Source organism: Synechococcus sp. RC10B2 (assembly GCF_047502635.1).
In genome coordinates, this window is the sequence record NZ_JANSHO010000041.1 from 1 (window position 1) to 20,261 (window position 20,261).

Consider the following 20,261-nt stretch of genomic DNA (forward strand, 5'->3'; position numbering starts at 1 on the left):
CGTTGTACCCTTATCAGGGGGTGGGGTGGGGGCTATGTTTAAATCTCACTGCAAAGACACTTACTATCATCCGTGTTCACCCCTCCCTCAGAAAACCGCAGGAACCTGCCGACAATAATCTGCGTTAATATCCATAGACAGGGGGCATCCATGACGCAGGCGGAACGCGCCGAACTGGAACGCTGGATCGAGATGATTTACGAGAAGGCACTGGAGATGGGCTTAGACCCGTTTCCTGTGCATTTCGAAGTCGCGCCCGCGCATGTGATTTACGAACTGGGCGCATACGCCCTGCCCGCGCGATTCTCGCACTGGACCTTTGGGCGCGACTACCATGTGCAAAAGACCATGTACGAGTACGGCGTCAGCCGCATCTACGAACTGGTCTTCAACACCGACCCCGCGCAGGCGTTCCTGCTCGATGTCAACGACATGGTGGCGCACAAGCTGGTCATCGCCCATGTGTACGGGCACTCGGACTTTTTCAAAAACAACATCTACTTCGAGCATACCGACCGCAAGATGATTGAGCGCGCCCGCCTGCACGCCGAGCGCATCCGCCACTACGAGATGGTTCACGGACCGCTGGTGGTGGAGCAGTTTCTGGACGCGGTGCTATCGATAGAGGAACATATCGACCCCGTGCTGCCGACCTACGGCGCGCCCCCGCGCAAGCAAGACGCGCAAGAACCCCAACCGACAGGCGATACCTTCGAAGACCTGTTTTATATGGTGCAGCCCAAGCCCAAGCCCGAACCCAAAAAGCGCAAAATCCCCGAAGAGCCACAGAAAGACCTGCTGCTGTTCATTCGCGATCACTCGCGCGTGCTGGAAGACTGGCAACGCGACATCATCAGCATGATTCGCGAGGAGATGCTTTACTTTTTACCGCAAATTAAGACAAAGATAATTAACGAGGGCTGGGCATGTGCGACAGGCGACTCGCTGCTGATTACCTCGCGCGGGATTATGCGCTTTGACGCCCTTTACGCCGAGCGTCAGTCGCCTGTGTCGGTCGCCGTCGGCGAGCCGTCGGCGTCCTGCGCTGTGCTGGATTACCACTGCCAGCCTGACACGCCCACGATACGCATCACGACGAAGCGCGGTTTCACGATTGAGGGAGCGCACCAGCATCGTGTGCTGCTGCGCGAAGGTCGCTGGGTGTATCTGCAAGATATTGCCATAGGCGATGAGGTCGCGTTAGCCGTGGGTACAGAGATATGGTCAGAGTCATATCAGCCGCTGCCAACCGCACGCAGCCGTTCCGCAACCCTTGCTGATGCCCTCAATCTCCCTGAACATCTTGACGAGGAGTTCGCCTACCTGCTAGGCTATTTCGTTGGCGACGGAAACTTCACCAAATCGGGGATCGGCTTTACGACGGGCGACGCCGAAATCGTGGAGCGGCTGACAGGTCTGCTGCGCGGCTGGGGATGCAACCCGCGCGTGAAGTATGACCTGCAGAACAACAGCGCGCGTTGGCGAATTGCTGTCCACTCGCGCACGCTGCGCGAACTGCTGATTGCAATAGGGCTGTCCCCCGAACGCAAGGCGCGTCAGAAAATCGTACCGCCGATTGTGCTGCAGTCCCCGCGCGAGGTGGTCGCGGCGTTCCTGCGCGGCTACTTCGACGCCGACGCTTATGCAGGCAATTCGGGCGTGATTCTCTCCAGCGCGTCGGAGTCGCTGATTCGCACCGTGCAAACGGTTCTGCTGAACTTCGGCGTGCTGTCGTCGATTAGCCCGCCCCAACAAGGCGTTTACCAACTGGCGATTCGCGGTGTGTGGGCGCGCGTCTTCGCCGAGAAAATCGGCTTCGGACTCAAACGCAAGGCGGAAGCCCTGCAGCGGTATATCGAAAACCGTCGCTGGTTCTGCCAGCAAGAGCCGTTCGATCCCGTAATCAAAATCGAGCGAGGGCGCGCCGATGTGTACGACATCACCGTCGCCGACGCGCATCGCTATGTCGCCAACGGAATGATCCACCACAACTCGTTCTGGCACGAGCGCATCCTCGAAGACCTGCCCCTCACCCCCGACGAGCATGTGCAGTTCCGCAAGATGCACTCGGCGGTGATTCAGCCCGGCTCGCGCATGAGCCTGAACCCCTACTATGTCGGCTACAAGGTGTTGCGCGACATCGAGCGGCGCTGGAACGGCGAGATTGACCCCGACGAGGAAGAGACCGACTGGATGGGCTACCGCATCGAACGCCCCGTCGGGCAGGGCATGCAGAAACTGTTCGAAGTGCGCACGCTGGAGTGCGACCAGACCTTCCTACACAAGTACCTCACCGAGAAACTGGTGCGCGAGTTAGACCTCTACACCTACCGCGTGGAAGAGCATAACGGCGAACTGGTGTGGGTGGTGGATGAGACCGACTGGCGCACCGTGCGCAACACGCTGGTGGACAACATGACCAACTTCGGCGTGCCCGTCATCACGGTCGAAGATGGCGACTGGGAGCATCGGGGCGAGCTGTACCTCAAGCACCACTACGACGGCAAGCCGCTCGATATGCAACGCACGACGCGCTGCTTGCGCTATCTGGTGCGCCTGTGGGGACGCCCCGTGCATCTGGAGACGGTGATCGACGATGAGCAGGTGCTGCTCAGTTGCGACGGGAACGCGATTGCACAGCGCGCGTTGTAAGGCTTAGCCTCGCGTCAGCCTGCGGTACAACGGCGCGGTCTGCTCGACGGTGTGGCGGATGTGGAACCGTTCGGCGGTCTGCAGCGCGTTGCGGGCGAACTGCTGGGCGAGCGCACGGTCGTTGAGCAGGCGCAGCGCGGCGTTCGCCAGCGCGTCAGGGTCGTCGGGCGGAACCAGCAGCCCCATGCGCTCGTGTTCCACTAAGCGGCGCATCGCGGGGATGTCGGTCGCCACGATGGGCAGCCCGCAGGCAATCGCCTCCATCGTCGAAAGCCCCAGCCCCGCATCGCGCGCGGGCGCAAGCAGCACATCGGCGGCGGCGTACAACTCTTCCACTGCGCTCCAGTAGCCGAAGAAGCGCACATGGTGCGGGCGGCGGGACTTCACGGCGAGCTTCACCAAGCGCGTGTTGTCGGGTCCGTCGCCTGCCAGCCACAGGTCGGCGTCAGGCAAGCACTCCCAAATGCGCTCCATCGCCTGAATCGCCACATCGAAGCCCTTGTGGCGCACGAACCGTCCCACACACAGCAGAATCGGGCGGTCGGCAGGCACAAAAAACTGCTCGCGCATCGCCTCGCGGCGGGGCAGTTTCTCGAACCGCTCCAAGTCGATGCCGCCAGGCACGACCTCGATGCGCGTTTCGGGCACGCCGCCGCGCGTAAGCCCTGCCTTGACCTGCTCCGAGACGGCGGTAATCACGCGCGGGAACTTCGCAATCCAGCGCCACAGGGCGCGCACCAGCGCACTTCTGCTGAGCAGCAGGTGATGCACCGTCCACAGCCACGGGTACTGGTCGCGGAACGCCCACGCGCAAATCCAGCCTGCCCGCACCCCATGGCAGTGAACGAACGGGAACTCGTCGGCGTAGGCGCGCAGGGTGCGCACCGCGCGCGAGTCGGCAACGACGCCCGCGCGGTCGCGAATGAAGTCGGGTCCCGTGAGCGTCGGCGCGTAGCCAAACTCGGGCAGGTACTTAATCAGACCCTGCACATGGCGCAGCATGCCGCTGCTGCTGGGGCGCACGACGATCAGCACGGGCGTGCGCTCGCGTCCGTCGCCCGAATCGTCGGGCGCGTCGCGCAGTTGCGGCGGGCGATCCAACAGCAGGCTACTCATCGCGGCACAGGCGTCGCCTCCAAAATACTGGACAGGATACGGTCAGCGTTCAGCCCTTCCACCTCCGCTTCGGGCTTGAGAATCAGGCGGTGGCGCAGCACGGGCGTTGCCATCTGCTTCACATCGTCGGGGGTCACAAACGCGCGCCCGCGAATCGCCGCCAGCGCCTTGCTCACCAGCAGCAGCGCGACGCCCGCGCGCGGGCTTGCCCCAACCAGCAGGTACTCGTTCTGGCGCGTGCGGCGTACAATCTGCAGGATGTAGTCGCGTACCTCATCGGCGACTTGAATCTCGCGCACTACTGCGCGCAGTCGCTCCAGTTCTGCCGCGTCCATTACAGGCTCCAGCCCGACCTGCTCCAGTTGGTGTGTGCGGAAGCCCTCGTCGTGCAGGCGCAAGATAGCGCGCTCCTCGTCTTCGGCGGGGTAGTCCATCACGACCTTGAGCAGGAATCGGTCTAACTGCGCTTCAGGTAGCGGGTAGGTGCCCTCGTACTCGATGGGGTTCTGCGTGGCGAACACCATAAACGGGCGCGGCAGCGCGTGCGAGACGCCGTCGATGGTGACCTTGCGCTCCTCCATCGCCTCCAGTAGCGCGGATTGCGTTTTGGGCGGCGTGCGGTTCACCTCGTCCGCCAGCACGATGTTGGCGAAGATGGGTCCGTAGCGCACGCGGAACTCGCCCGATTGCGCGTCGAAAATCGTCGTGCCGATGAGGTCGGAGGGCATCAGGTCGGGCGTGAACTGCACGCGACGGAACTGCAGCCCCAGCGTCTGGGCGATTACGCGCACCAGCAGAGTCTTAGCGATGCCAGGCACGCCCTCAATCAGAATATGCCCATCGGCGAGCAGGGCGCACAGCGCCTGCTCGATCACGCGCTGCTGCCCGATAATCACGCGCCCGATTTGCGCCTCTACCCGCTGCAGCGAGTCGCCCACAGAGTCGATGGTAATCACGCTTGCGTCCCGTGCTGCATGCGCCCTCGCGCACGCGGAATCATTCTACCCCACGCGGGGGCGACCCCGTCAGTAGCGCGGGTCATGGTGGAAGTGGTGATGCGTCTCCAGCCAGCGGATGGTGCCACTGCGCGAGCGCATCACGACCGAGTGGGTAATCGCGCCCCAGCCTGTGTAGCGCACGCCGCCGAGCAGGTTGCCGCCCGTGATGCCCGTCGCCGCGAACACCACATTGCCCCACGCAAGGTCTTCCATCGTCAGCACGCGGTCAACATCCTCTGTGCCGAGCAGTTGCTTGGCGCGCTCGCGCTCCTGCTCGTTGCGGAACACCAGTCGCGCCTGAATCTCGCCGCCCATGCACAGCGCAGCAGCCGCCGACAGCACCCCTTCGGGCGCACCGCCGATGCCCATTAGCACATCGATCTCGCCCTGCGGGTCTAACGCCTCCAGCGCGAGCGACAAATCGCCGTCGGACACCAGGCGGATGCGCGCTCCCGCCTGCCGAATCTCGCGAATCAGTTGCTCGTGGCGCGGGCGATCAAGCATCCCGACGGTCAGGTCTTGCACCTCTTTGCCAAGGCTCTTGGCGATGACCTTGAGGTTCATGCGTGGCGGGAGCGTGATGTCCACCGCGCCTTTGGCGGCGGGACCGACGACGAGTTTGTCCATGTAGATGTCGGGCGCGCGGAGCAGTTTGCCCTCGCCTTCGATGGCGGCGGCGACGACGCTGATTGCGCCGGGCTGCCCCGTGGCGACGAGGTTCGTGCCCTCCACAGGGTCGACGGCGATTTGCACGGCGTAGCCGTTGCCCGTGCCGAGTTCCTCGCCGATGTAGAGCATCGGCGCCTCATCGCGTTCGCCCTCGCCGATGACCACGACGCCCTTCATGTCGATGTCGCCGAGCGTGCGGCGCATCGCCTCGCACGCGGCTTGGTCTACCGCGTGTCGGTCGCCCTTGCCAACCCAACGCCCCGAACTGAGCGCCGCCGCCTCAGTCGCGCGTACAAAATCCATACCTAAATTCCGATCCATAGCCGTTCTCACCTCGTGTGCAGTGTCTGCGTCGACATGGGAGATTTTCGGCGGCGGCGCGAAACTTCCTGCCGTGTGTTCTAAAAAACCGATTGCGCCGTTGGTGTAGGCGGTGCTGCCAAAGTTATACCAATCGCGCGGGCGGAGTTTACAATTTCCCCCCTCCTTTAGGTTCCCCCCGCTTCGCGAGGGGAACCGCAATAGGCGCGCCTACTCGGTTCCCCCTGCTTGCAGGGGGAACCCTAAGGAGGGGGTTTCAATTTCGCTTGTTTTTGTAAACTGTGTCCCCGCGATTGGTATTAGTTGCAGTTGCCGGGGTTGTTGCGGTTCGGGCAGTTGCGGCAGGGCGTACCGTTCGCGCGCCGCGCCGCGACGCCCCACAGGTTGAACTGACCCTGATAGGGACCGACCTCGCCGACATCAAAAATGCGCGCCTGCTTGCCGTCCCAAGTGGGCGCGGTGCTGTTCTGACCCTCGCGCACGCGCCCCTTGACCGTGCGGGCGTGCCCATCCACGAAGTTCGCGCCTGCCAAGCTGTTATGACGCGCCTGCAGGTACGACTGGAAAGTCGTCGGCGGTCCCAAAGTGCCGTCGTACAGCATCGAGGTCTCCACAGGGAACTCAATCTGCGCCAACGAGACAACAGGATTACCATTACGCAGCCCCGGCACAAAGCCATCCTCGAACACGCACCAGTTGAAGATGTAGCCTGTGTAGCGGAAGTTCGGGATGGAACACATGCGCGAGTTGATTCTTTCAAAACTACCCACTAAGTCGAGCGCTTGCCGATCGGACGGGCACACCACCACATCCGCGTTCTTCACATAGGGATAGATAGCGTTGTACAGGGTGAAGATACACGGCTGGTTGTTCTGGACAGTCGCGTAGAGGCTCATCGGGAACCGCTCGTCGTAGTCCTGAATGTATTGTAGCACGGCGAGCGCGTTCTGCTTCATGTTGTTCGTACACTGGGTCTGTCGCGCCTTCTCGCGCGCCTGCGCAAACACAGGGAACAGAATCGCCGCGAGAATCGCGATAATCGCAATCACGACCAGCAACTCGATCAAGGTAAAGCCATGTCGTCTCATAGTGCATATTAGATTCGGCAAGGGCTATTTTTGTTCCTGCCAGTTTTAATGCGAGTTTCACGGGCGTTGGCGGGGTTCCTATCCGCGCAGTTGTTGCGCCACGAGTTGCGGCGTTTGCGCCAGCGCGTCGGCGAGGCGTTCGGGGTGTTTGCCGCCTGCTTGGGCAAAGTCGGGTCGCCCGCCGCCAGAGCCGCCGACCGCCTGCGCAATCTGGCGGATGAGGTTGCCCGCGTGGAGACCTTTCTGCACCCATTCGGGCGCGACCTTGACCACCAGCGCGACCTTGCCGTCGTGCGCCGTGCCCAGCGCGGCGACGCCGACCCCGCGCTGAATCAGCCGATCGGCGACCGCGCCCAGCGACTTGGCGTCCACGCCCTGCACCGCCTGCGCCACCACAGGCACGCCGTCCACATCAATCGGCGTGAGGTTCTCCACCGCTTGGCTGGCGGCGCGCTGCTTGAGTTGCTCCAGTTCGGTCTGCAGCGCGTCCAGTTGGCGTTGCAGGCGTTCGACGGCGGCGGGCAGTTCGGGCACGGGCGTCTGCATGCGCTCGGCGACGGCGCGGACGGCATGCTCGCGCTCGCGCAGCCACTGGTACAGCGCGCGTCCCGTCAGCGCCTCGATGCGTCGCACGCCCGCCGCGACGCTGCCCTCATGCACGATTTTGAACAGCCCCGCCTCCACCGTGCTGCGCAGGTGCGTGCCGCCGCACAACTCCAGCGAAAAGCCGGGGATTTCCACCATGCGCACGCGCGCGCCGTACTTCTCACCAAACAGCATCATCGCGCCGCGCCGACGCGCCTCGTCGATGGGCACATCGGGATACACGCGCACCTCCAACGCCTGCAGCAGTTTCTCGTTCACCAGCGATTCGATGCGCTCCAGTTCGTCGGGCGTCACGGCGCGCGGGTGCGTGAAGTCGAAGCGCAGTCGGTCAGGGGCGACCAGCGACCCCGCCTGCGCGACATGGGTTCCCAGCACTTGGCGCAGCGCGGCGTGCAGCAAGTGCGTGGCGGTGTGGTTGCGCTGGATATCGAGCCTGCGCTCGGCGTCCACCTGCGCCTGCACGGTCTCGCCCAAGCGCAGCGCGCCCTCAAGGATCCGCGCGTGGTGGAAGTAGTAGTCGTTCGCTTTTTGGGTGTCCAGCACCTGCGCGCGTCCGCCCTGCCACTCAATAACGCCCGTGTCGCCGACCTGTCCGCCCGACTCGGCGTAAAACGGCGTGCGGTTCAGCACAATCTCGACGGTCTCGCCCGCGTGCGCTTCGGGAATCAAGTCGCCCCCGCGCACGAGTCCGACCACCTGCGCCTCGCATGCGAGTTGCTCGTAGCCGACGAACGCGGTGGGTGGGGCGTGTTGCGCCAGTTCCGAAAGCGCCGCGCCCGTCTGCACGAACAGTTTCTCCGAGATGCCGCTCGCTTCGCGGGCGCGTTGGCGTTGCGCTGCCATCGCCCGCTCGAAGCCCTGCATATCGACGGCAATCCCGCGCTCGGCGGCGATTTCCCGCGTCAACTCCACAGGGAAGCCGAAGGTGTCGTACAGGGTGAACACGCGCTCGCCCGCCAGCGTGCGGGTCTGTTGCGTCTCGGCGTCCGTCAGCATCTCCTCCAGCCGCGCCAGCCCCGCCTGCACCGTGTGGCGGAAGCGTTGCTCCTCGTAGCGTAGGGTGGTCGTGATGTAGTCCTGCCGTTGGGCGAGTTCGGGGTACTGCTCGCCCAGCGCGTCGACGACGGCGGGCACAAGGTCGGCGAAGAACGGCTGCTCGATGCCCAGCACGCGCTGCCCGCGCAGAATCGCGCGACGGATAATGCGCCGCAGCACATAGCCGCGCCCCTCGTTTTGGGGGATGACGCCGTCGGCAATCGTGAAGGTCGCCGCGCGGATGTGGTCGGCAATCAGGCGAATGGCGGTGTCGGTCGGCTCGCCCTGCTTGTAGCGCACGCCCGCGATTTGCTCGATGCGCCGTACAATCGGCTCGAACACATCGGTCTCGAACGGGCTTTCCAGCCCCATCAGCACGGCGGCGGTGCGCTCCAGTCCCATGCCCGTGTCGATGTTCTGCTTCGGCAGCGGGGTCAGTTTCGGTTTGCCGTTCTCCTCGCTGCGCTCGTACTGCATAAACACCAGGTTCCAAATCTCCAGCCAGCGTCCGCAGTCGCACGCGGGACCGCAGTCGGGGTTGTTGCACCCTGTGTCGATGCGTGTGTCGTAGAAAATCTCGGAACAGGGACCGCAGGGACCGTTGGGACCCTCGGTGATGGCGTTGGCGGGCCAGAAGTTGGTCTTCTCGCCCAGTCGCCAAATGCGGTTTTCGGGGATGCCCACCTCGCGATGCCAGATGGTGAACGCCTCGTCGTCGTCTTGGAACACGGTGAACTGCAGGCGGTCGGTGTCCACCTTCAGCCGCTCGGTCAGGAACTCCCACGCGAACAGGATTGCCTCGCGCTTGAAGTAGTCGCCGAAGCTGAAGTTGCCCAGCATCTCGAAAAAGGTCAGGTGCGACAGGTCGCCGACCGATTCGATGTCGGTGGTGCGCAGGCATTTCTGCACGGTGGTCACGCGCGGGGCGGGCGGCTGCGCCGCGCCCAGAAAGTAGGGCTTGAACTGCACCATGCCCGCGCTGGTAAACAGCAGCGACGGGTCTTTCGGCACGAGGCTGTCCGAGGGCAGCAGCAAGTGCCCTTTGTCCTGAAAGTAGCCCAAAAACGCCTGTCGCAGCGCGCTCGCGTTCCAGTGCATCGCTCCCTCCGCTGTTGCGCGGGATAGTATACCTGAGCCTGCTTATTTTGCGCGGGATTGGCGCAGGGCGAGCGCCCCCAGCAGCAGGCTCACCAGCCACGCGCCGACGGCGACGCTAAGAATCCCCGCCTGAAAGTCGCCCGTGAGCGCGACCAGCGTGCCTGGAATGAACGAGCCGCCGACCCCGCCCAGCAGCACGGTCGTCCCGTTGTATAGCCCCGTGCCCGCGCCCACACGCTCGGCAGGCAACATCCCCTGCAAAGTCGCGAACTCCTGCGCGTTGAAACTGCTCTGCAGGAACACGCCAAGCGCGAGCAGCGCAATCACCCCCGCGTTGGCGTCCACATACGCCGTCAGCAGCACACACAACCCCGCCAGCAGCAGCCCCGCGCTGGCAAACGAGATGCGCCTACCCGTGCGGTCACCCCAGTGCGCCCAGAAAAACACGCCCGCTATCCCCGCGATGAACACCCCGAACAGCGGCAGGCTCAACTCGCCGAACGGGATGTCCCGCGTGCGGTTCAGATAGCTGGGCAGCCAGTTCAGGATGCCGAACACGCAGAAGGCGTTGCACACGCCCGCCGCAAGGTACAGCCAGAACGCCAACGGATCGCGTGCGCCGTATGCCCGCAGCGCGTCGGCGAGATGCAGGCGCGCGCCCGAACCCTGCGACGGCTTCCAACCAGGTGGCTGGTCGCTGATGTAGCGCGCTGCCAGCGGTAGGCTGATTGCCAGCCCTGCCGCGCCCAGCAGTAGAAAGGTCGCCCGCCAGCCGAACCGCTCCGCCAGCGGCACGACGATTAGCGGCGCGACCGCCAGCGCGACCAAGATGCCCGCCACATAGATTGCGTTTGCCCGCCCGCGCTCGTGCGGGGCGAACCACCGCCCGACCAGCGCGCTGTTCATCGGCATATGCACGCTCTCTGCCGCGCCCAGCAGCAGGCGCAGCGCAATCAGCGCGCCCAGCGAGCCACCCAACGGGTAAAACAGCATCGTGCAGACCGAAAAGCCCGCCACCGACGCCATCAGGCTGCGCTTGACGCCCCACCGCTCTGCCAGCGGGCTGAGAATCACCTGCGCAATGCCGAAGGTCAGGTAAAACGCGCCCAGCAGCAGGTTGCCGTGCTGCCCGATTTGGCGGTCGTCCCAGCCGAACTCGCGTGCAACCTGCGGCAGCACTATCGCCAAGTTGTTGCGATCCAAGTAATGCACGAACACCGTGACCGCCAGCACCAGCGGGATTATCCATCGGCTGCGCGTCATGGTGGGGGAGTGTACCTACCGATGCGCTTCCGCCTGCGCCTTAATATGGCGCAGCACGCGCCCGTGAATTCGGTGAATCAGCGCGTCGCACCACCAGCGCCAGTAAAACGCGGGGTACAGATTGTGGCGGTACCAGGTCGTGCCGACCAGTCGCGTGCGGTTGTTGGGCAGCGGGGTCAGGCGGAACTCGCCCTGCTCGGCGACGAAGTAGCCGTGCGCGTGGGGCGCGGGCAAGTGTCCATACGGCGACAGCTCCACCAGCGCAGGCGGGTTTTTCACCACACGGAACCGTAGCAGGCGCGGCGCGTCCCAGACGGTAATCGGCTCCACGAACGCGCCCGTCGAAAAGACGCAGTACCGACACGCGCCGACGCCCGTCCCCTCAACCCGCGCCTCAGTTGGGTAGGCGATGCCCAGTCGGAAGGGCAACTCGGTGGGTTCAGGCAGCGGCGGGAAAGCAACGACACAGCGCCAGACAACTTCGGGTGGCGCGTCGATCTCTACGGCGGTGGACACCGCGTACAGGGGCGGCTGCGTCAGGCGTTTTTCCGCGCCCATCAGCGCGGGCACGCACAGCAGCACGAGCAGGCTCAGCCACTCCGCGCCAGGGCGGTTCGGGCGCGCCTGCAGCGTGTGTCCGACGATTGCGCCGAGCGAGCCCAACACGGCGGCAATTGGCGCCGCCATCACCAGACAGAGCGCGCCCTCCAACGCCAGCAGCAACAGCCCCGCGCCCCACATCAGCAGCGCCGTGCCTGCAACAGCGAGGCTCTCGCCCCGCGTGCGCGGCGCGTGCGCCCCCGCAATCACAGGCGCGAGCAACCCCACAGCGAACGGCGCGCCCACAAACAGACCCCAGCCGTACTGCTGGAACCCGTAGACGCCCAGCAGGCAGAACGCGACGCCAATCGGCGCAGGCAACAACGCGCCCGCCCACCAACTGCCCCGCTCGTCGCGCGGCACAAACCGTCGCCAGCCGCGCACGCTCGCCGACACTCCTTCCGCCTGCGCCCGACTCGGCAGCAGACACAGCGACAGAAACAGCATCACATTCAGCAACGGCACGAAAAACAGCAGCACCCACCCGCCATGTAGCCTCGCCGCGCGTAGGCGCAGGTAGGTCAGCGTCAGCCCCACAAGCGCGAAGGGCGCGCTCGTCCACAGCAGTGTTAGGTACATCGGGCGCAGCGCATCAGGAACCTGCAGCAGCGAGCCTTCGTGCGGCAACACCCAGTAGTGCCACGGCAGCCACTGCACGCCGTACCGCGCCGCTACATAGCGATCGATCAGGTACTTCACCAACGCAAGCAGCACGCCCGCTGCGGCGTACACCTCGCGCCGTGAGAGCCACTCGATGAGTCGCATCTACCGCCTCCGGATCAGCCGCCAGAACAGGTAGCTTGCCAGCGCGCCGCCCACCAGCCCGCCCAGCATCGACGCCAACAGCGGGGGCAGTTGCATCTGCCCGAACAGCCACGCCAGCGGCAGCGAGAGGAGCACAATCAGCCCCAGCGTGTTGAGCAGCGCGGCGCGCGCCGTGCGCTGGGCGGCACGCTCCAGCCGAAGCATCGCCTCGAAGTCCGCCACGCCGTGCTGCAGGTACTCCGTCAAGCCGCGCAGCTCCGCCACAATCAAGTCGGCGTCCTGCTCGCTGAGTGCGCGCACACTGCGCGGGAAGTCGAAGGTCACATCGACCAGCGTCTGTGCGCCCCACGGCTGCACCTTCGCCTCCACGATAATCGGCAACTGGCGCGGCGACATCGTGAGCAGGGCTTTCCACAGGCTCCCGCGCGCCCAGCGCAGCTCCGACGGCAGCGTGCGATAGCCCACCGCGCCGAAGTAGTCGTTCAACCGCGCAGCGGCGGTCTCCACATCGCACGCCGTCGCGCCCGACCAGCGGAACTTCATGGCGTCTCCCCAGTGCGTCGGATACCCCGCAGCAGCCGCTTGCGATAGGCAGGCGGCACGCGACGCACCTGATGGCAGTTGCGGCAGCGCGCCTCGTAATGCTCCGCCGCGCCAATCAGGATGGTCGGCTCGTCCCACGCGGCGGGGCGACCGTCCACCAGCCGCTGCGTGTGGCTCGCAGGGCGACCGCACTGCACGCAAATCGCGCGGAGCTTGACCACCTCGTCCGCGTGCGCCATCAACAGCGGCATAATCCCGAACGGTTGGCGACGGAAGTCCTGATCCAGCCCCGCCACGATGACCGTCTTGCCCGCATCCGCCAGCTCCACGCACAGGCGCACCAACTCCTCGTCGAAAAACTGCGCCTCCTCGATGGCGACGACCTCCGTATCGGCGTCCAGATGGCACAGCAACTCGCGCGTATTGCGCACGGGGATGGCTTCCCACTGCACGCCGTTGTGTGTCGCGACGGCAGTGTGTGCGAAGCGGTCATCCAGCGCGTGTTTGAACACCTGCACTTTTTTGCGGGCGTACATCGCGCGGCGCACCAAGCGTATCAGCTCCTCCGACTTGCCCGCAAACATACTCCCGCAAATCACGGTTAGTTGACCCAGCGGTTTCATGCGTCCATGGGGATTCACCCCTTATGTCCTATACCCTGCTGGAGCGGGTTTAAAGCACCGCGCCCCCCACCTGAACCCGCCTCGCACGCGGGTACTCCCCATGTGCGGGAGGTTCGGTGGGGGCGACGGGTGTTTAGGGGATGCGCCTACGCCCGACGGAGCAGAGCGTCTGCCTGCGCTTGGGTGGGAACCCCCGTGAACAGGAGCTGTCCCTCAACCACAATCGCAGGGACTGCCCGAATGCCGTACTGCTGGGCTTCTGGGCTGTCGGGCGCGCGGGTGACCACCGTGCAGCCGCACTGGGCGACCGCCTGCTGGACCCGCTGAACCGTCTCGTCGCACAGCGGACAGCCCGCCGTGAACACCTCTATGAGTCGTGCCATTGTTCTACACCTCCGTTGATAGTCGACGGCGAGGCTCACCAGACGACAGGGAGATGACTCTTGCCCGCAGTGGGCGTGTGCCAGCGCATATTCCAGAGCGTCGCGGCGCGCCTGTAGCTGTGTAATCCGCTCGTCGAGCCGCGCCGCCATCCGACGAAACAGAGGCGCGACCCGCTCGCACGGCGCGTCGCCAGCGTCGCTGCTCTGAAGGATCTGCGCAATCTGGCGCAGGCTCAACCCCAAGCGCTTCGCCTCTTGAATAAACCGAAGGCGTTCCAGCTGGTCGGGCGTGTAAAGGCGGTAGCCCGACTCCGTGCGATACGCGGGCGAAAGCAGCCCACGCGCATCATAGTAGCGCAAGGTAGAGACCTTCACGCCCGCCTGCTTTGCCATTGCACCGATTCGTAGGAACCTCGCCATCGTACAGTGAAGTATACACCCTCCAGTCGAGTGAAGGGTCAAGGGCTGGAGAGGGTGTTCGAAAAATCGTTCGGCGAGGGGGCTTTTGCGTGGGCGCGGGAACCGCGCCCTATTTTTCGAACACCCTCAGGGCTGAGGTAAATGCGCCAACACATCGTTTACAGCCGCCCCTGTTATTTTGGTCAGGGGGCTTGTTAAGGGTACAATACTGCGGGAGGATACCGACGATGCGATTGCCGTTCAAGAGAATCCTTGCGCCGACGGACTTCAGCGAGCCGTCCTACTATGCGCTCGATATGGCAGTGGAACTGGCGGAGCATTTCAACGCCGAGTTGCACCTGCTGCATGTGGTGCCGCCGTTGCATGTGGTGCCTGTGCCCGTGAATGTGGAGATCCCGCTGTACGAAGCTGAAATGCGCGAGGCGGCGGAGCGCTCCATGCAGGAGTTGATGGAGCAGCGTATCCCCCAGTCGCTGACCGTGTTCGCCAGCGTCGTTTGGGGCGACCCCGCCGACGAGATTATCAACTACCAGAAGGAGAAGGGGATTGACCTCATCGTGATTGCCACGCACGGGCGCAGCGGCTGGAAGCGGTTCGTGTTCGGTTCCGTCACCGAGAAGGTCGTGCGCATGCCGACCTGCCCCGTGCTGACCATCAACGCGCCCGAGGAGGAGTGAGCCATGCGCTTCTGGGAGGGCAAGCGCCCGCTGATTTTCGGGCATCGCGGCGCGAGCATGCACGCCCCAGAGAATACGCTGTCCGCGTTCCGTCTCGCGCTGGAGATGGGCGCAGACGGCATCGAACTGGACATCACCCCCAGCGCAGACGGCGTTCCGATGGTGATTCACGACCCCAACTTGGAACGCACGACCAACGGTACAGGCGATGTGCGCCAACTCAGCGCGGCGGAAATCCAAAAGTACGACGCTGGCGTCAAGCACGGCGCAAAATACGCAGGCGAGCGCGTCCCCACCCTCAAGGAGGTCTTCGAAGCGTTCGGCAACCGCACACGCTACAACATCGATATGAAGACCTTCTACCCCGAAGACCGCCCGATCGTGCGCACGGTGCTGGCGCTGATTGAGCAGTATCGCCTGATGCCGAATGTGATTGTCTCGTCGTTTAGTCTGGACACGCTGCGCTGGTTCACCGAAGAGTCGCGCCAAATCCGCTTGGGCATGCTGATCAGCCGATACACGCCCCACATGCTGTTGGAGGATGGGCGGCGGTGGGGCGTGCGCCACGAGGCGTTGCATCCTGAACACACGCTGGTCGACGCAGAGGCGATTCGCCGCGCCCGCCAACAGCGCAAAAAGATGGTCGTGTGGACCGTGAACGACGCGGAGCGCAAGCGCGAACTCGCCCAACTCGGCGTGGACGCGATTATCACGGATGACCCCGTGCGCTAACGCCAACTAACCAGAGATACTCCACCGAAACGATGTGGGCGCGATTGGACGAGTCAGAGCGTCAGCGGGTGCTTGAACCGAAGTGTGAAACAGAGAACACTTTGAAACGCTTTTGGCGTCAGGAGCGTCAGTAATACTGCATATGCTTTCGCGAGCAGCAATCGGGCGATATATTCAACTTCCAGAATAGGAATAGACTCTTATACCAATCGCGCGTTCAGAGTTTATGAATTGCCCCCCCTCCTTTAGGTTCCCCCCGCTTCGCGAGGGGAACCGTGAGGGTTCGGTTCCCCCTGCGAGCAGGGGGAACCTTAAGGAGGGGGTCATCAACTGCTGTTTTTTGTGAACTTTGGCTTGGCGATTGGTATAACATGGAACTCTTGAGAAGGAGGTACATTCACAGCTTGTGTGACAGATGGTTGCGAAACGGACTGTTGATGCGAGTATGTCTGCTCGGACTCGGGATATCTTTCGTTGGAGCAAATCCGTCTGAGCAGCGCACAGTGCCTACCTTAGATGGTCGTGTCGGAGTAAATCCTTCCGAGCAGCGCTACGCGCCTGCCTTAGACGACCGTATTCCAACAATCTGTGCTAAAATTTACCGTGTCCGCCAGATTGGACTGAGCAAGGATGTCGCACAAGCGCCCTTCCTGATAGGTATTCTGCAAGAGGCAATCGCTAAGGAGGAGAAGGCACTAGAGGTTTTCCGTCCTGTGCGAGGTATGCCGTGGGGTGCTCCTTACAATACACATCTCTGGGCGGCAACATTAGTAGCACTTGGGCGTTTGGGCGTCCCCGACTCCATCCCTACCCTGGAGGCGTTTGGCAGTCACCCATACTATTCTCATCTCGAGCCTTTCGTGAGATTAGCCACCAACGCGCATTTGCACAAAAAAGCAGCAGGGAACGAGACGACCTTCGTCGAAAGGAAAGCCATTGGGGGACGATTCAGAAGTGCATATCACACTGTTGCAGGTGCAGGGGCTGCACAAGACCTATCGTATTGGCAAGTCGTGTGCGCCCGCGCTGCAGGGCGTCTCGTTCACGGTACATACAGGCGAGATTGTCGCACTGCTCGGCTCTAACGGCGCGGGCAAGACCACCTGCGTAAAGTGCATTCTGGGGCTGGTGCTGCCTGACAGCGGGCAAATCACGGTGTGCGGGTATGACCCTATCCGCCAGCCGCGCCTCGCACTGCCGCACATCGGCGCGGTCCTGGAGGGCAGCCGCAACATCTACTGGCAACTCAGCGCGTGGGAGAACCTGCTCTTTTTCGCGGGGGTTGCAGGCGTCCCGCCCGCGCAGGCGCGGCGGCGCGCAGGCGAACTGCTGGAACGGCTGGGGCTGGCACATCGAGCGCACGAGCTGGTCGGCGGCTTCTCGCGCGGGATGCAACAGAAAGTTGCGCTGGCGGTTGCGCTCATCCGCGAGCCGCGCCTGCTGCTCTTGGACGAGCCGACGCTGGGACTGGATGTGGAAGCCGCGCGCGACCTGCGACACGCCCTGCGCGCCCTGGCAGACTCAGGACGCGGAATCCTGCTCTGCACGCACCAGATGGAACTGGTGGAACAACTCGCCGACCGCGTGCTGATTCTGCACAAGGGCACGCTCGCGCGCGAGGGCAGCCCTGATGAGTTGCGCGCCGCGTTCGGGCAACGCGCCTTCGTAATCACCACCGCACAGCCGCTCTCCGAGACGCTCCAGGATGCCATCCGCGCCCAGCTGCCTGAAGCGACCCTTGATGGGCGCGCCATCACCCTCCGCGCGCACGACGCACGGAGCCTCTACACCCTGATGCGCCTGCTGGAAGCGGAGCAGGTCCCCATCGAGTCGGTACAGACCGTCGTCCCGCGTCTGGAGGAGGTTTTTCTGGAGGTAGCGCGTCAGCCATGAGGTACTTGTTTTGGGCGTGCCTACGCGCGGAATGGGTGCAGATGCGCCACTACTGGCTCAACACCCTTTCAGCGTTGGCGTTTGCGCTGATGCTGTTTCTGATGCTCTACTTTGGGGTGCGGGCGTTCGGCGCGCCGCAGGCGGATTATGCCGCGCTGGTAATCGGCTACTATGCGTTTATGCTGACGAATGTGGGGTTTCAGCGCGTTGCGGCGTTTTTGCTCACCGAGTCGCAGACGGGCACGCTGGAGCAGCTCGCGCTTTCGCCGTTCGGGCTGGTGATGGCGACGCTGGCGCATATGGTGAGCTACCTGCTGAGCGTCGCGCTGTTTGGGGCGGTAGGGCTGCTGGCGACGATGGCAATCACAGGCGTGTGGCTGCCGTTCGACCTGCCTGCGTTTGGGGTGATGACGCTGCTGCTGGTGGGGCAGGCATATGCGTTGGGGCTGGCGATGGGCGGGTTGGCGTTGCGCTTCAAGCGGATTGGCGACCTGATGCAGGTTGTTTCGATGGCGCTGGTAGTGTTTCTACTTGCGCCTGCGGAGGGCGTCGGGAATCTTGCGCCGTTGGGACCCGCGTGGCGGCTGCTGCAGCAGTGGGTGCAGGCAGGTGCGCTGCCCGACGCGACCGCGCTGGGCATCGAGGTTGCACGCACGGCGACGCTGCTGCTTGTTGGCGCGCTGGTCTATCGGCGTTGCGAGCGCTGGGCGCGCCAACTGGGACTGTTGGGACGGTACGCATAAGCGAACAGGGGGACGGAACCTATGCGAGGAGTCGGACTATATGTGGGAACGCTATCGATGGGGTTCGCGTGGGCGCAACTCGTGAACCCCGCGACCATCCCTGCGCAACGGCTTGTGCAGCCGCCTGTGATAGACGGCGTCGTACACGAGGCGGAATGGGCAGAAGCCCTGCGTATCGACTCGTTTTATGACCCTGTGCAGGGTCGGGCGGCTGAGTTCACGACGCGCGCGTTTATAGGCTACACGGCAGACGCCATCTATGTTGCCTTCATATGCGACGACCCTGACCCGAGCGCAATCCGTGCGCAGCAACGGCGACGCGACGGCGACATGGAAAACGATGACCGCGTGATTTTCGCGGTAGACCCGCAAGGGCAGCAACTGACGCCGTATCAGTTCGTTGTGAACCCGCTGGGCACGCAGCGGTTGGAGGTGCCCGCAGGCGCGCCGCTGAATGTGCGCTGGCGCGGCGACTGGCAAGCGGCTGCACAACGCACCCCGCAGGGCTGGAGCGTGGAGATGCGCATCCCGTTCCGCCTGCTGCGCTACCGTGCGGGGCAGCCATACTTCGGCGTGGCGTTGGCGCGCCACATCCCGCGCTCACAAGCCGTGTATGTGTTTCCCCAAGCGGGCAACTTCTATGACCTGCGGCTGCAGGTCCGCTGGGGCGCATTAGAACTTCCACGCCAACGCCCGCCGATTGTCGCCTTGCCCTACCTGCTCAGCGAATCGGACGCGCAAACGAGCCGCTCTCGGATGGGGATCGACCTCAAGTGGCGCTCGGAACAGGGGCAGGTCGCCTTGCTGACCGTGAATCCTGACTTCTCCACGATTGCTGCCGATGTTGCGTCTGTGGACTTTTCGTACACCGAGCGGTTCCTCAGGGAGACGCGCCCCTTTTTCACGGAGGGCGAGAACCTGTTTCCGCCGACGCGCCTCTTCTATTCCGTGCGCGTGCCGCAACTGCGGGCAGGGCTTAAGATGTTCGGTCAGTCAGGCGCGCTGGAGTACGGGCTGTTGGGCGGCGAATATGAGCAGGGCGCACAACGCAGCCGCTTCACGGCGGGTCAGACACGCTATCGCCTCAACCCTTCCTCGTTTTTGGGGGTCGCCTTCACGACGCTGGATGGGGTAAGCCGCGAGCAATTGGCCGCCGTAGAGGGCGCGATTGGGCAACTTACGGGCGCGGGCGAGTGGCAACTGTACGGTCTGCGTGCCATGCTTTCGGGCGCGCGTGAGGGAGACTATACGCTTGTGCGCCTGGCGCGCAAGGCACCCCCACGCCAACTGGGGCTGCAGATGACCTACACTGACCTTTCGCCCAACTTCGCGCCACGACTGGCGTTCGTGCCAGAGCGCGGCTGGCGCGGCTACGATATCGACCTTAGCTATGTAGAGCAGCCCCAGCAGTTCGTGCTGGCGCGTGGCGTGCGCCTCAGCGGCAAGCGACGGACGCTCTACGACGGGCGGATTCTCGATGAAGGCGTCAGCGTCGGCGCGCAAGTCTACCTCCGCACTCAAGTCGCCTACGGGGTGCAGTTCGACTTCCTGCGTCGCCCGCCGAACACCGACCGCTACGGCGCACTGCTGGCGCAGTGGAATTTCCTGGACGCCTCCCGCAGTGGGCTTCTCTTTATGCTCGTGGGCGACCAGAACGGCGGGCGCAGTCGGTATGTATCCGTGCAGCAGCGACTGGAGCCGCTGCCACGACTGCGGCTGGGCGTCACTTTTGAGGCGTTGCAAATAGACTACCGCGACCGCCCACGCGACCAGTCGGTGCAGGCGATAGTAACGCTGAACTACGAGCTGACACCTGAGCAAGTCATTGGCGGACGCTGGGTCAACAACCGCATCGAGAGCGGCGGCACGGCAATCTCCACCAACAACTTTTACCTGACCTACTCGCAGCAGTTGCGCACGGGGCAGGAGGTATATCTGCTTTTCGGGCTGCCAAATGCTGCGCGCACCCAAAGCCGCGTCGCGCTCAAAATTGTCGTGCCTCTGGAGTAGTGGAGAGGTCTAACCGTTCCACAGCT

Annotated in this window: 16 protein-coding genes; 6 read left to right on the forward strand and 10 right to left on the reverse strand. The window is 63.8% G+C overall.

The window, feature by feature from the left end; translation table 11 throughout:
• Nucleotides 1-150 precede the first annotated feature (150 nt).
• A complete protein-coding gene (locus NW855_RS04695; RefSeq protein WP_414508415.1) occupies nt 151-2,652 on the forward strand; it encodes a SpoVR family protein in 2,502 nt (833 codons plus the stop codon).
• Nucleotides 2,653-2,655: 3 nt separating this feature from the next.
• Here the strand turns inward: NW855_RS04695 and NW855_RS04700 are convergent, their stop codons facing one another.
• From NW855_RS04700 to NW855_RS04745, 10 genes are all read right to left on the reverse strand, one after another.
• Entirely contained in the window at nt 2,656-3,768 is a 1,113-nt protein-coding gene (locus NW855_RS04700) for a glycosyltransferase family 4 protein (RefSeq protein WP_414508416.1), read from the reverse strand.
• Complete coding sequence (locus NW855_RS04705) at nt 3,765-4,721, reverse strand: AAA family ATPase (protein WP_414508489.1); 957 nt, start codon at nt 4,719-4,721, stop codon at nt 3,765-3,767. The genes NW855_RS04700 and NW855_RS04705 overlap by 4 nt, the downstream gene beginning before the upstream one ends.
• 72 nt (nt 4,722-4,793) lie before the next feature.
• Nucleotides 4,794-5,756, reverse strand: coding sequence for a class II fructose-bisphosphatase (gene glpX / locus NW855_RS04710; protein ID WP_414508417.1), 963 nt, complete (start codon nt 5,754-5,756; stop codon nt 4,794-4,796).
• A 299-nt stretch (nt 5,757-6,055) separates the two neighbouring features.
• Nucleotides 6,056-6,844, reverse strand: coding sequence for a DUF1559 domain-containing protein (locus NW855_RS04715; protein ID WP_414508418.1), 789 nt, complete (start codon nt 6,842-6,844; stop codon nt 6,056-6,058).
• Between the two features lie 78 nt (nt 6,845-6,922).
• Complete coding sequence (alaS, locus tag NW855_RS04720) at nt 6,923-9,583, reverse strand: alanine--tRNA ligase (RefSeq protein WP_414508419.1); 2,661 nt, start codon at nt 9,581-9,583, stop codon at nt 6,923-6,925.
• Nucleotides 9,584-9,625: 42 nt separating this feature from the next.
• Nucleotides 9,626-10,846 carry an MFS transporter gene (locus NW855_RS04725; protein ID WP_414508420.1) on the reverse strand — a complete coding sequence of 407 codons (1,221 nt, stop codon included), beginning with the start codon at nt 10,844-10,846 and terminating at the stop codon, nt 9,626-9,628.
• A 15-nt stretch (nt 10,847-10,861) separates the two neighbouring features.
• Nucleotides 10,862-12,211, reverse strand: coding sequence for an SRPBCC family protein (locus NW855_RS04730; protein WP_414508421.1), 1,350 nt, complete (start codon nt 12,209-12,211; stop codon nt 10,862-10,864).
• The gene (locus NW855_RS04735) at nt 12,212-12,754 is read right to left on the reverse strand and encodes a hypothetical protein (RefSeq protein WP_414508422.1); all 543 of its coding nucleotides are present in this window, start codon (nt 12,752-12,754) and stop codon (nt 12,212-12,214) included. It abuts the gene before it with no gap.
• Nucleotides 12,751-13,377 carry a thymidine kinase gene (locus NW855_RS04740; RefSeq protein ID WP_414508423.1) on the reverse strand — a complete coding sequence of 209 codons (627 nt, stop codon included), beginning with the start codon at nt 13,375-13,377 and terminating at the stop codon, nt 12,751-12,753. Before NW855_RS04740 ends, NW855_RS04735 begins: the two co-directional genes overlap by 4 nt.
• 146 nt (nt 13,378-13,523) lie before the next feature.
• Nucleotides 13,524-14,153, reverse strand: a complete 630-nt coding sequence (locus NW855_RS04745) for a MerR family transcriptional regulator (protein WP_414508424.1) — start codon at nt 14,151-14,153, stop codon at nt 13,524-13,526.
• Nucleotides 14,154-14,413: 260 nt separating this feature from the next.
• Between NW855_RS04745 and NW855_RS04750 the strand changes: the two genes are divergently transcribed.
• From NW855_RS04750 to NW855_RS04770, 5 genes are all read left to right on the forward strand, one after another.
• A complete protein-coding gene (locus tag NW855_RS04750) occupies nt 14,414-14,857 on the forward strand; it encodes a universal stress protein (RefSeq protein ID WP_414508425.1) in 444 nt (147 codons plus the stop codon).
• A gap of 3 nt (nt 14,858-14,860) precedes the next feature.
• Nucleotides 14,861-15,589: a glycerophosphodiester phosphodiesterase gene (locus NW855_RS04755; protein ID WP_414508426.1), complete on the forward strand. Its 729-nt coding sequence runs from the start codon at nt 14,861-14,863 to the stop codon at nt 15,587-15,589.
• Nucleotides 15,590-16,543: 954 nt separating this feature from the next.
• Nucleotides 16,544-17,482 carry an ATP-binding cassette domain-containing protein gene (locus tag NW855_RS04760; RefSeq protein WP_414508427.1) on the forward strand — a complete coding sequence of 313 codons (939 nt, stop codon included), beginning with the start codon at nt 16,544-16,546 and terminating at the stop codon, nt 17,480-17,482.
• Nucleotides 17,479-18,225, forward strand: coding sequence for an ABC transporter permease (locus NW855_RS04765; RefSeq protein WP_414508428.1), 747 nt, complete (start codon nt 17,479-17,481; stop codon nt 18,223-18,225). Before NW855_RS04760 ends, NW855_RS04765 begins: the two co-directional genes overlap by 4 nt.
• A gap of 42 nt (nt 18,226-18,267) precedes the next feature.
• The gene (locus NW855_RS04770) at nt 18,268-20,235 is read left to right on the forward strand and encodes a DUF5916 domain-containing protein (protein ID WP_414508429.1); all 1,968 of its coding nucleotides are present in this window, start codon (nt 18,268-18,270) and stop codon (nt 20,233-20,235) included.
• Nucleotides 20,236-20,261: the final 26 nt, after the last annotated feature.